Raw genomic sequence first — 12354 nt, forward strand, 5'->3', positions numbered from 1 at the left:
TCCGTTAATACGTATGCCGACCGGGGCGAGGAAGACCCGCGCCGGCAGGGGCGCGCTCATGGAGTCAGCGCACAGTATCGCGCGACATCCGGATGCGTTCACCTTGACCAGGTCAACGTCGCGGTCACGCAAGTTGATTAGACGGCCCAACAAAAATGCCAAGGTGGCGCAAGATTCAGCGGCCGGTACGCGCGACACTATAAATAATCATATTGAGAGCCGCATTGCATACGTTGCAAAGCGTTTGAGATGACAGACTCCGTATTTTTGGCACGCCAACCAATTGTTGACCGATCCGGCGCTGTAGTTGCTCAGGAACTCCTGTTTCGGGACTCGACACCCTGCAATTCCAATGTCGTCGACGGATTTGCACGTACGGCGGCGGTCATCGAGCGCACTTTGGGTGACCTGGGAGTTGACACAGTCCTGGCAGATACCGATGGTGCGATCAATTGCACGGGCGATTTCTTGCACTCTGACTTTCTAGCGATGCTTCCACCGGAGCGATTCATCCTCGAAGTCCTCGAAGATACAGAATTGACCCCCGAGCTGGGAATGCGATGCGCCGAACTCAGGCGGACCGGATTTCGGATCGCACTTGACGACGTTCGTTCGATCACGCCGGCCCTGATCGGCTTCTTGCCTCATGTCGACATGGTGAAGCTCGACTGGCCCTTCCTTCGTCAGGGAGAACTCGCCGATCTTGTCTCGTACTTCAAACAGCAAAAGAAACTGGTGCTCGCGGAAAAAATCGAAGAGCGAACCGAGCACGAAGCCGCACTGAAGCTCGGATGCGACTTGTTTCAGGGATATTTCTTCGCCCGACCGCAACTGATCGCTGCAAAAAAAATGCCTCCAGCGTTCGCGGCGGTATTTCAAGTGCTCAATTTGCTGATCAACGACGCTACTACGGGCCAACTCGAAAGCAGTTTGAAATCGACACCGTCGCTGGTCGTGCAGATACTACGTCTTGCCAATAGCAGCGGATACAGTCGCTCTTCCATCCAGCCGATAACGTCGATCGGTCAGGCTGTTTCGCGCGTAGGAACCCAACAGCTTGTGCGCTGGTGCTGCATCCTGCTGTATGGAAATGGCAGCGCCGGTCCTGAAAAGATCGATCCCCTCTTGCAACTGGTTCAGCGGCGGGCCACATTCATGGAACGGGTGGGAAAGGCGCTCGGCATGGACACGGAATTTTGCCAGGCAGCCTATCTAACTGGAATGCTATCGCTCGCGCACATACCGAACGGCCTTCCACTGGATATGTTGGTATCCTCACTACCACTCAGCGACGATATTCGACAGGGTATTACATATCACAGTGGGCCTCTAGGAACGCTTCTTTTTATCTCCGAAAAACTGGAGCGAGGTGAAGCGTTGGATGTGCGGCCCGAATACGAGGTCTTTGGCGCGGAAGTCAACGCACGACTGATTCCGATGTTCTGGCAAGCCTGAGAATGCCAATCTCTGCGCACCCATATCGGCCACACGTGTCATCCAAACCCGTCGAACGTCAGCCGCCGGCTTGACAGGTTGCCTTAAAGAGGGGCGACTGGCTCAAATAGATTCCGACAATAGAAAGACCTCGATGCGAGGAACCGCTTTCGATTTCAGTGTTCACTCATCCGTCAAGATTAAATGTCGCTAGCGGGTCATGTGTCGAGGTCGTGGAGATCGGAGCTGTAATCGAAGTCACAATCATCTACAACCCGGCCAAAGTCGAAATTAACTATTCAATGCGGAGCGCTTCGATTCAATATTAAATAAGCATTCCGAATAAAATATCGATGCAGTTATGCACTGTGAATATCAAGCGGCATGCTTCTGCAAGCGCATACATGTTTTGACGGTTGTTCTGCAATCCTCGTACCAAGCCAATCGAAGCGGGGGCGCCATGTGATGAGCCGGAGTCCGTAATGAATTTTTCACACAAATTCGGCTATCGCGACCTAGTGTGTTTTGGTAGATGCATTGCTGCATGTCCTGGTGGACGGTGGCAAGCGTTGGTTTTGCGGTGGGCAATGCACAGGCGTTTTCCCTTTTCGCGAGGCTCAGAATGAAAATCAATATCAGGCGCTTATCCCGGTCTACCTTTAATCGCATGGCAGGCGGTTGCGTCATTGCGTTGGCGTGCTCGATCGGCCCAGGCGCACATGCGCAAACGCTGGGTTCGCTAGTACAGGTAGCTGCAGGCGACCCGTTTGGCGGATGCACGGCAGACAATGTGAACGCGCAGCAGTCGGCATTCGGCAGCGTCCTGTATCCTGCGACCTCGATCGAGCCATGGATTGCGGTCGATCCGACCGACCCGTCTCGCTTACTCGTCGGCCACCAGCAGGATCGCTGGATCGACGGCGGATCACGCGGGCTTGTCGGCGTCGTCTCCAGCGATGCGGGCAGCACCTGGTCCAATTCGATTCCGTCTGGCGTGACTGCGTGCACTGGAGGCAAATTCCGGCGAGCTTCCGATCCCTGGGTAGATTTTGCGCAAGACGGAACGGCCTTCTTCTTCTCTCTGGTACTGGACCCCGCGCAGCCGACGACTCCTTTCGGAGCCCGAAATAGCGGGATGCTGGTCAGCCGCTCCGCTGACCACGGCGCGACGTGGCAGCCTCCCGTTACGCTGATCCGCACCAACTCGCCGCACGCGCTCAATGACAAGAACTCGCTTACTGCGGATCCGACCGCGAACAAATACGTCTATGCGGTCTGGGATCAGTTGAGCGTGTTCCCGCCAACGAAGGAAGGCGCCCAACTGCTCGCGCTAAACGATGGTGTTCAAATCGCGCGCCAATTAGCGGGCCTGGCGCCGATATGTAAGACGCCGCCGTGCGCGGGTGGTGCCCCCACCTCCAAATTTAGTTTCACCGGCCCGAGCTTCTTCTCACGGTCCACCGACAATGGCGTGACATGGAGCACAGCCGCACCGATCTACCAGCCGGGCACGAACGCGCAGACAATCGACAACATGGTGCGCGTGTTGCCTGATGGAACCCTGCTCGACTTCTTCACCGCGATCAACGTCACGCCAACGGGCCTGAGCATCGGCTATGTCAAGTCAACGGACAAAGGCGCGAACTGGTCGGGGCCGACGTTCACCAATGATATTCAGTCGGCCGGTAGCGTGGTCACACCTGACAGCGGTCAGCCGATACGCGATGCCGCCATTCTCTACAGTGTCGCTGTGAACCCGGTCTCGGGGGCTATCTATCTTGCCTGGCAGGACGACCGCTTTTCGTCCGGGACCTGCACCACACCCACCGGATCGATTCCGATCGTCGGGATCGTCTTCAGCGAGTCGGATGACGGCGGGGCGACCTGGTCGGCACCCGTGATGATCAACAAGACGCCGCCGAACGGTACGAACCCCTGCCGTCAGCAGGCTTACATTCCGGCGATAGTGCCGTCGGGCGATGGCAATACGATCGTGGTGACCTACTACGACTTTCGTAACGACACGAACACGCCTGTGGGCTTCGAGGGCAGCGACTATTTCGCGGTGTTCTGCTCGACCGCCGCTGCGTGCACGAACTCCGCCAATTGGGGTAACGAACGGAAACTGACTGACGCCTCGTTCAACATCCTTAATGCACCCGTAGCGGGTGGCCATTTCCTCGGCGACTACATGGGTCTGGCCGCTAGCGGACCCAAAACTATTTACCCCTTATTCGGCGTCGCCACGAGTGCCAACGTGACGGCCGAATTCACCCGCAAGATCACATTGCCGTGAGCGCAAACGGCGGCGACTAAAGCAGAGGTCGCCGCCCAGTCTTCCAGGACAAGCAGGTTGCCGGCATTCGCGAATGGGGGGCGAGGACGCGCGAATTTCTGCGCTCATGTTGGCGGTGCCTCATGCTGAGGCTTTGCTGCACGACTGGACTTCTCATTGAGAATCTGGTGCCGCCGATGGGGCCGTCATCTCTTTCGAACCGCTGGCTTCCTCGCGCGTTCGCTGACCGCCGCGCGGGCCGAACTGGCGTCGGCCGGGATTGAGGTCGTTTGGCAATGCAGCGTCCGGGTGCCGCTGGCTACACCCGGTCTTTGGTCAACGCATTGAGGCTTTGCGCGAGATCGTCGATGAGGTCCTGCGGGTGTTCCAGTCCGACGTGCAGTCGCACGATTGGCCCAGCGGTTCGCCAGTCCTCACAGGTCCTTGTGTCGGCGATATTCACGACCGTTGCCAGGCTTTCGAAGCCGCCCCATGACGCGCCGATTCCGAATAGCGATAGCCTGTCGACGAAGCGCGCAGCCGTCTCAGGCGACTCGTCAGATAGTTCGAACGAGATCAGCCCGTTGGTCCCAACACAGTCGCGCTGCCACAGCTTGTGGCCTGGGTGTTCCGGTAGTGCAGGGCAGAACACGCGGGAAATAGCGGGTTGGGCTGCGAGCCAGTGTGCGACCTCGAGCGCGTTTTTTTCGTGCATCGCCAGCCGGGCGCCTAATGTGCGCGTGCCGCGCAACACGAGGTAGGCATCGTCGGGGCTGACGGCAACGCCCTGCGCGTCGCTCATTGTCGAGAGGGGCTGCCAGGCGGCTTCGGTTGTGGTTACCGTGCCCATCATCACATCGGAATGACCGCTCAGGTATTTGGTCGCCGCCATGATGGAAATGTCCGCACCCAGCATCAACGGTCGATACTGTACGCCGGACCCCCATGTGTTGTCTGCGGCCAGCAGCGCGCCGTGTCGATGTGCCAGCTCGGCAAGCGCTGGCACATCGCATAGCTCATAAACCAGCGAACCCGGACATTCGACGTAAATGAGCCTGGTGCGGGGAGTCATGCGGCTAGCGGCATCAGTGCCGTCAGCACGGAAATAGGTGACGTGGATCCCCCATGGCTCGAGGAACGTTCGGACGAAGTGACGCAGTGGTTGATAGACGCAATCAGAGATCAGTACGTGGTCGCCGGGGTGAAGATACGCGAGGAACACCATCGTCATCGCAGCCAGACCCGTTGGAAAAAGTCTCGTGCGATAGCCTCCCTCGAGACCGGACACAACATCCTCGAGGGCGAAGCCGGTCGGATTACCGCGTGCACCGTAGGTGAACAGGCGCTCGCTGCTGCGGCGGCGGCGCGCATCGTTCAAGTCGGCCATGCTCTCGAACAGCGCCGTCGAGGCACGCACGACGGGCGGATTGACCGCGCGGCCGCCGTTGACGACCGTGGACGTGCCGCCTTTGACGAGACGGGTGGCAAGGCGCGGAGAGTGCGAATCGCGGGGCATGAATGTGAGTACCTGGAATCGGGTGGCGGGTATTGGCTGGAATTGGCTGGTATTCGTTTGCCTGGTGTGCAAGCGCCGCTCGCACACCAGGCGCTCACTTCGTCGCGGAGGGTTCGCCCAGACGAAACGTGTTGCGTTCGTCGGCGTCGAGTTGGGCGAGCAGGCCGGTTTCCCACGCCAGATACTGGCGCGCCGCAGCCTTGTTGCCGTCGTGACGATCGTGAACGAAGAAAAGGTAATCGATACAGTCTTCGTCAGGCGGCGTATCGGGCGTGCTGCTAACGACTTGCTCGGCCGACGTCCACGCGCTGAAGCCGCCCGCGAGCAGCATGAAGCGGTGCGTGTCCTGCGGCCGATGTCGCCGCCAATCCGCGACGAACAGCGCGGCCACGCCACTCTCGTCCGCGACGAGCACGATGTCGTGGCCTGCCGGCAGGTCGGGCAGGTCGGACAGGCGCGGGCGGATTGCCCACTGCGACCCTGGTACGTGCGCCTTACGGTAACTCTGGCTTGGGCGCAAGTCGATCACTTTCGTGCGGCCCTGCGCCAGTGCGTCAGCAAGCGCGGGTGCGCCGATTTCCGCGAGAGACGTATGTACCGCAGACGGTAGCGCCGGCAGCGACGCCCCGCTCGCGAACGCGTCGGGCAGCACGTACGCGTCATGCCCTAGCTGCCGGAGCCAGCTCGCGACGATCGGCGCACGCACGCCGTCGCTGTCGAACAGCACGATGCGTGCATGACGCGCGCCGATGTACTGATCCGTGGCCTGAATCAACTGACCGCCCGGCGTGTGCTGCGCACCGCTCAACGAACCGGCGGCGAACTCCTCGGGCGTGCGCACATCGCACAGATACAACGTGCGCGTCGCATCCCCGGCCCACTGTGCAAACGTCGCAGCGTCCACTTCGGGCACCGCGAAGCGGTCGGCCAGCGTGCGGCTGGCGTCAATCATCGGCGTGAGCGTGTCTTTCGCCACCGTGTCCGGATAGCGGCGCGTGCTGCCGTGCTCGAGAGGCAGATCTTCGAGGTACCAGCCTTGCGTGCCGTTGGCGAGCGCCATCACGGGGTTGGATATGCCGAGGTTGATCAGCGTCTGCGCACCTATGATGCTGCGCGTGCGGCCCGCACAATTGATGACGATGGGCGTGTCTGCGTCAGGCACCAGCTCGCGGATGCGATAGCCGAGTTCGCCATTGGGGCAGCAGACCGACGAGGGGATCGTCATCTTGTGATATTCGCCGAGCGTGCGGCCATCGAGGATCACGATCGGTTCGCCGCGTTCGCGCTTCGCGGCGAGTTCGAGAGCCGTGATGTGCGGAGTCTGATACGCGTGCTCGACCAGCTCGCCGAACGTCTTCGACGGCACGTTGACGCCAGCGAACAACGTATGGCCGGCACGCTGCCATCCCTCGGCGCCGTCCTTGAGCACGTGCAGGTCCGTATAGCCGAGTTCGGAGAGGCGCGCTGCGGCATCGAGCGCGATGGTCGCATCGCTGTCGTAGAGCACGACGCGCGTCGCGCGTCGCGGAACGAGACGTCCGATCTCGAGTTCGAGTCGACTGTAGGGTAGCGGCACGGCGTGAAAGAGATGCGCTTCGCCATACTGGCCGTGCTCGCGCACGTCGAGAAGCGCAATCTCGGCGCCGTCACGCAGCCAGTCTTTGAGCGTGGAGGCGTCGATAAACGAAGGGAGCAATGGGGTCATGTTGAAGGCGTTACCGTTGCGTAGGGTTGAACGCATCCACACCGATTGCGCGAGCAATACGGTGCCTCGGTCCGGCGCGCCACGCGCGGACCTGCGCTGGACACGGCGCGCTCTGGGCGCCGTGCAGAATGTGTAAAGCCGGAGGGGCGTTAGCGGCGCGTCTTCACGCCGATGCCCATCACCTGATACGTGCCGTTCTGCACATCGAACGTGATGCGCTCGGTCAGCGTTTCGAGCGCGCGGCCGTACATGTGCAGATGGCGGATGGGTGTTTCGCCCTTGATTTCGACGGCATGAATGTCGTCTGAGGCGAGCGCGATGCCGTGGCCGGGTTCGACCACGACCGTCTGCGTAACCTCGACCGAGCCCACGCCAGGTGTTGTGCCGTCGTCGGTGCGGCGATAGACGTAGTTGTGCTCGACGCCGTCGACCGCCGCGATGCAGGCCCACGTCGTATGGTTGTGCGGCGTGATCTTTTTGCCGGGGCGCATGACGTTCAGATAGAGCGCGTAGGTCTGGTCGGCATCTTCGTGAATCAGGTAGCGCGCCTGCAGTTCACCGTCGGTGGGGGGCGGAAAATCGGCTTCCTGCCACAGCTCGCGGCGCGCGGCGAGCGACTTGACCTGATCGAGCACGGCGGCCAGCGCCGGGCGGGTCTCGCCAGCGGGCGCGAGTTCGGTCTTCATAGCGGCAATCGCTTCGGCCACTGCGGCTTCGCGTCGTGCGGACAGGGATGGCGTGGACATGATGAACGGGTCTCCGGGTCGAAATTGTCTGGGGATAAGGTAAATGGGATGAGCGCTCGCGCGGATCAGGCGTCGCCGTGCGCGACGAGTTCGCGCGGCGACGAACGATGCACGTCATGCAGGAAGCGTCGCGCCCGCTCATGCTCGGGATGGTTGAAGAATCGGGCAGGCGGGGCGTCTTCGAGCAACTGGCCCTGGTCCATGAACCACACGCGGCTCGAGACTTCACGCGCGAAGTTCATTTCGTGGGTGACGATCACCATCGTCAGGCCTTCGTCGGCCAGGCTTCGCATCACCTGGAGCACTTCCTGGACCATCTCCGGGTCGAGGGCGCTCGTGGGCTCGTCGAACAGCATCAGCGGCGGCTTCATCGCGAGCGCGCGCGCAATCGCCACGCGCTGCTGCTGGCCTCCTGAGAGATTGGCGGGCATCGCGTCGATCTTGTGCGCGAGCCCGACCTTTGCGAGCAGCGTTTCGGCCTGCGCGATGGCTTCGTCGCGAGACATGCCGAGCGCTTTCGTCGGGCCGAGAATGAGGTTCTGGCGAACCGACAAGTTCTGGAACAGGTTGAAGCTCTGAAACACGAAGCCGATACGGGCGCGCAGCCGGTTGAGCTTCACGTCGCGCGCGTTGATGTCGCGGCCCTCAAACAGGATGCGTCCCTGTTCGATGGCTTCGAGCCGCGTGACGGTACGGATCAGCGTCGACTTGCCGGAGCCGGACGGCCCGCATACGACGACGACTTCGCCGCGTTCGATCACGGCGTCGATGCCCCTTAGCACATGGTGCTGACCGTAGTGCTTGTGCACATTTTCGAAGGCAAGCATGGTCATGTTCGCTTCTCTCCTGCGAAGTTAGGCGAGGCCCGCGCGCTGGCGGGCGATGCGGCGCTCCAGCTGCCCCGCGAAGCGCGAGATGGCGAAGCACAGAATGAAGTAGAAACCAGCGAGCACGAGGAAAGTTTGCAGCGGGCTCGTCAGCGTGATCGTGTTGACCTGCGCCGCCGAGTAAGTGAGTTCGGGCACGCCGATCACGTAGGCGAGCGAGGTCGCCTTGATGATCGAGACGAACTGGTTGACGATCGACGGCAGCATGTTGGCGAGCGCCTGCGGTAACTGTACATAGCGCATGCTTTGCAGCCACGAGAGACCGTTCGAGCGCGCGGCTTCCATTTGGCCGCGCGGCAGTCCTTCGAGCCCGGCGCGCACGATCTGCGCGAGGAACGCGCTTTCATAGACGATGATCGCGCACACCGCCGTCGTGACCGCCGACACTTCCGCGCCCACCAGCAGCGGTACCGCGAAATAGGCCCAGAAAATCAGCATCAGTAGCGGAATGCCACGGATAAGACGCGTCCAGATCGTGGCGGCGCGCCGCAATCCGCGCAACGGCGAGACGAGCGCGAGACCGATCGCAACCGCAATCGGGAACGACACCACCAGCCCCAGCGCCGCGATGACGAGGGTGATCGCCACGCCGCCGAGCGGCCCGTGCGGCCAGTTGCCGACGAGAAAGAGCGCGAGATAGTTGTGCAGGATGTCGATCATGGCTCAGGTCCCGAGTGGCGCCGTGCGACGCTTTGCAAAGTGATCCGCGAGTGCCATGAGCGCGAGCGTGCCGATCAGATAGAGGACCGTTGCGACAAGGAACACGTCGAAGGTGCGAAACGTCAGGTTGTCGATCTGGCGAGTGTTGTAGAGCAGTTCATGCACGCCGATCGCCATGGCGAGCGAGCTGTCCTTGAAGAGCCGCAGCGCCTGGTTCAGCAGTCCCGGGAGCGCGACGCGCATACCCTGCGGCAGGACCACATAGCGGAAGGCCTGCAGGTACGTGAGGCCGATCGAGCATGCCGCCTCGTGCTGGGTGTACGGAATCGTACGCAGGCCGGAGCGCAGGTCCTCCGACATGAATGCGCCGTAGTTGAGTGCGAGCGCGATCGTAGCGAAGAAGAACTCGGTGTTCCCGGCATTGACCCAGTGAAAGATCGGAGCGGGCAGCAGTTGCGGCACGCCGAAATACCACACGAGGAGCTGTACGAGCATCGGCACGTTGCGGTGATATTCGACGACGGCGATCACAAAGGCCTTGCACGCCTTGACCGGCAGCGCTCGCAGCGTGGCGAGCACGACTGCCACGCCGATCGCGAGCAAGCCCGAGACGAAGAAGAGCTGCAACGTGGTGAACACGCCGTGACGCAATAACGGCAGATAGCCGTCATCGAGCAGAAAGGAAAAGTCGAACATGCTGGGGCAGGTCGTTAGAAGCGGTGAGGGGCATCACCGGTGCGGCGCGCATGGCAAGACATCACAAGCTGGCGCCGCCCTGGCGACTTCCGTACGACGTTGTGCAATTCGCGCGAAGCGCACGCGCTTACTGCGTCCGGATCGGCTCAACCTTGTAGTCGCGCGTGAACTTGTATGGCGATTTCGCGCCGAGCCATTTGTCGAAGCTCTGCTGTAACCCGTTCGACTTGTCGTAGTCGTGGAGGACCTTGTTGACCTCGGCCATCAACGCCGGCTCGTTCTTGTTCATCACCACACCCCAGCGCTCTTCGTAGACGGGGGCTGCCAGCATGCGGTACTGCGTGCCACCCTTTTGCGCCGCTTCGTTCGCAAAGCGCGCGAGGATGTTCTGGCCGGCGACCAGTCCGTCCACCTTGCCTTGCTGGAGCGCGAGGAAGGCCGACGGAATATCGTGGAACGTCAGCAGGTTAGAGTCAGGCAGACGCGTGACTGACACCGCTGCCGAACTCGACCCTTCGGACGCGGCGATTTTCTTGCCACTCAACTGATCGAGCTTCTGGATCGATGAATCGGCGCGCACTAGCACACGGATGGGGGCGACGTAGTACTGGTCGCTGTAGTCGACCTGTGCGGCGCGGGCGGGCAACCAGGCCATGGCGGCGGCAAGCACGTCGACGCGATGCGTCTTCAGCTCGGGAATGCGCGCATCCGTCGAGAGCGTTCGATGATCGAGCTTCACGCCAAGACCAAGCGCCAGCGCGCGGCAGACGTCGACGTCGAAACCAACGATCTGGCGCGTGGAGGGATCCGGAAAGGCATATGGTTCGCTGGCGTTCTGCGTGCCACACACGAGCGTGCCGCGAGCCTTGATGTCGGCAAGCTCATCCGCATGCACGCTGCTTACGCTGGCCAGGATGGTGATCGTCAGGACGGCGAGTCGTTGTTGCCACATTGAGCGGGGTCTCCTCCAGAAGGGAAGTCTCTGCGATGACGGGCGCGGCTTCGGGCCATGCCGCCCCGAGTGCGGCCAGCCCGTGCCAGCCTGCTCGCAAGCTTCCGGTTGCATAAATTCTGCTTGAGTAACAGCAAGCTTATCGGTCAAAATTTTGGCTAACAATTTAATTCTCTGCCGGAAAGCATTAGCGTCATTGAACTATTGGACCCCGGAATGCGAAACCTCGATATCGATCTACTGCGCACGTTCGTCGCCATTGCCCAGCGCGAAACGTTCGCCTCAGCGGCCGAACAGGTCGGGCGTACCCAGTCCGCGATCACGCAGCAGATGCAGCGGCTCGAACAGGAAGTGGGGTGTGTGTTGTTCGCAAAGCGCGGTCGCCAGAAAACGATGACGACGGATGGATCGAGGCTGCTTGCCTATGCGCAAAGGATCCTCACGCTCAATGACGAGGCTGTGCAGCTCGCGCATTCGAGGGGCGCGGGCGAGAAAGTCCGCATCGGGTCGCCGCACGACGTGGCAGATTCGATCCTGCCGAACATGCTGAGACGTCTCTCCAAACTCTCGACCGGACTGCAGATGGAGATCAACGTTGGACGCAGCCCCTTCCTGATGGACGCGTTGCGCGAGGGCGAACTCGATCTTGTGATTTCGACCCGCTATGACGAAGCCTTTCCGGGCGTGAAGCTGCGCACGTCGCCGATGGTATGGATCTGCGCGGAAGATTTCACGTTCAATCCGGGGGAGCCGGTGCCCCTCGTCATGGCCGACGAGCTTAGCCTCTTTCGCAAGCTTTCCATTGCCCAACTCGACGCGCACGGCATTCCCTGGAGGACGAGCTTCATTTCCCGCACGCTAACGGGCATCAAGGCCGCGATCAGTGCAGGCCTTGGGGTCACCGCGCGGACCACTGAACTGCTCGACGCGAATATGCGGGTGCTGACCGAGGGAGACGGTTTGCCGCGCTTGCCCGAGGTCGCGTTTTACCTGTATGTGCAGCCAACTTGCACGAGCACCGTGCTGAGAGAGCTGTTCGAGTCGACTGAGCGCATCGCCACTCGCTTCGGACCTGCGTTCGTCTAGCCCACATTGGCTTTCGTCTTCTGATCGGGTGACGTCGTCTTCAGCGGGTGAGACCGATTGCGAGGAACTCCCGTTCCCTTCGCGCTATAACTGGGCAATCATAGCGCCCGCGTGTCGGCGAAATGTGTCTTCAACAGCCCGTACGCAAGCTACGGGTCAGCGCCCGGGTGGCAATGCTCGCCACTGCGAATCTGGCGACGCGTGAAGTCATGGCAACCAGAGACAACATTATGAGCGTTGCGCGAGAGGAGGGGCATCATCGCGGATAGCATGGTTATCGTCATGCCGGCGATTACACAGTCCACGGGACCCTACCATGACGGTATTCGCTGCCGCAGCATGCAGCGTGTCTCTGGGAGGAAACAGGTACGCCGCGTGCGCTCTTGCCTGTGTGATG

General features: G+C 61.1%; 10 protein-coding genes. 3 read left to right on the forward strand and 7 right to left on the reverse strand.

The annotated features are described in order from the left end of the window. Window positions 1-249: 249 nt before the first annotated feature. Together VSR72_RS23495 and VSR72_RS23500 are read left to right on the forward strand one after the other, a co-directional pair. Window positions 250-1455 (forward strand): EAL domain-containing protein, encoded by a 1206-nt coding sequence (locus tag VSR72_RS23495; protein WP_342954736.1) that lies wholly within the window; start codon window positions 250-252, stop codon window positions 1453-1455. 601 nt (window positions 1456-2056) lie between these two features. After that, complete coding sequence (locus VSR72_RS23500; RefSeq protein WP_342954737.1) at window positions 2057-3730, forward strand: sialidase family protein; 1674 nt, start codon at window positions 2057-2059, stop codon at window positions 3728-3730. Between the two features lie 298 nt (window positions 3731-4028). Here VSR72_RS23500 and metC read toward each other — a convergent pair whose 3' ends face one another. The 7 genes from metC to VSR72_RS23535 form a co-directional block, all read right to left on the reverse strand. Then, the gene (metC, locus tag VSR72_RS23505; RefSeq protein WP_342954738.1) at window positions 4029-5225 is read right to left on the reverse strand and encodes a cystathionine beta-lyase; all 1197 of its coding nucleotides are present in this window, start codon (window positions 5223-5225) and stop codon (window positions 4029-4031) included. A 94-nt stretch (window positions 5226-5319) separates the two neighbouring features. Then, on the reverse strand, window positions 5320-6930 hold the full coding sequence (locus VSR72_RS23510) for a rhodanese-like domain-containing protein (RefSeq protein WP_342954739.1): 1611 nt from the start codon (window positions 6928-6930) through the stop codon (window positions 5320-5322). A 149-nt stretch (window positions 6931-7079) separates the two neighbouring features. Next, a complete protein-coding gene (locus tag VSR72_RS23515; RefSeq protein ID WP_342954740.1) occupies window positions 7080-7676 on the reverse strand; it encodes a hypothetical protein in 597 nt (198 codons plus the stop codon). A gap of 65 nt (window positions 7677-7741) precedes the next feature. Further along, the gene (locus VSR72_RS23520; RefSeq protein WP_342954831.1) at window positions 7742-8503 is read right to left on the reverse strand and encodes an amino acid ABC transporter ATP-binding protein; all 762 of its coding nucleotides are present in this window, start codon (window positions 8501-8503) and stop codon (window positions 7742-7744) included. Between the two features lie 27 nt (window positions 8504-8530). Further along, window positions 8531-9223 carry an amino acid ABC transporter permease gene (locus tag VSR72_RS23525; RefSeq protein WP_342954741.1) on the reverse strand — a complete coding sequence of 231 codons (693 nt, stop codon included), beginning with the start codon at window positions 9221-9223 and terminating at the stop codon, window positions 8531-8533. 3 nt (window positions 9224-9226) lie between these two features. Further along, window positions 9227-9919, reverse strand: a complete 693-nt coding sequence (locus VSR72_RS23530; RefSeq protein WP_342954742.1) for an amino acid ABC transporter permease — start codon at window positions 9917-9919, stop codon at window positions 9227-9229. A 127-nt stretch (window positions 9920-10046) separates the two neighbouring features. Next, on the reverse strand, window positions 10047-10871 hold the full coding sequence (locus tag VSR72_RS23535) for a transporter substrate-binding domain-containing protein (RefSeq protein ID WP_342954743.1): 825 nt from the start codon (window positions 10869-10871) through the stop codon (window positions 10047-10049). 216 nt (window positions 10872-11087) lie between these two features. Here VSR72_RS23535 and VSR72_RS23540 point away from each other — a divergent pair, with 216 nt between their 5' ends. Next, window positions 11088-11957 carry a LysR substrate-binding domain-containing protein gene (locus VSR72_RS23540; protein WP_342954744.1) on the forward strand — a complete coding sequence of 290 codons (870 nt, stop codon included), beginning with the start codon at window positions 11088-11090 and terminating at the stop codon, window positions 11955-11957. Window positions 11958-12354: the final 397 nt, after the last annotated feature.

This window comes from Paraburkholderia sp. JHI869, from assembly GCF_038900775.1.
Classification (GTDB): Bacteria; Pseudomonadota; Gammaproteobacteria; order Burkholderiales; family Burkholderiaceae; genus Paraburkholderia.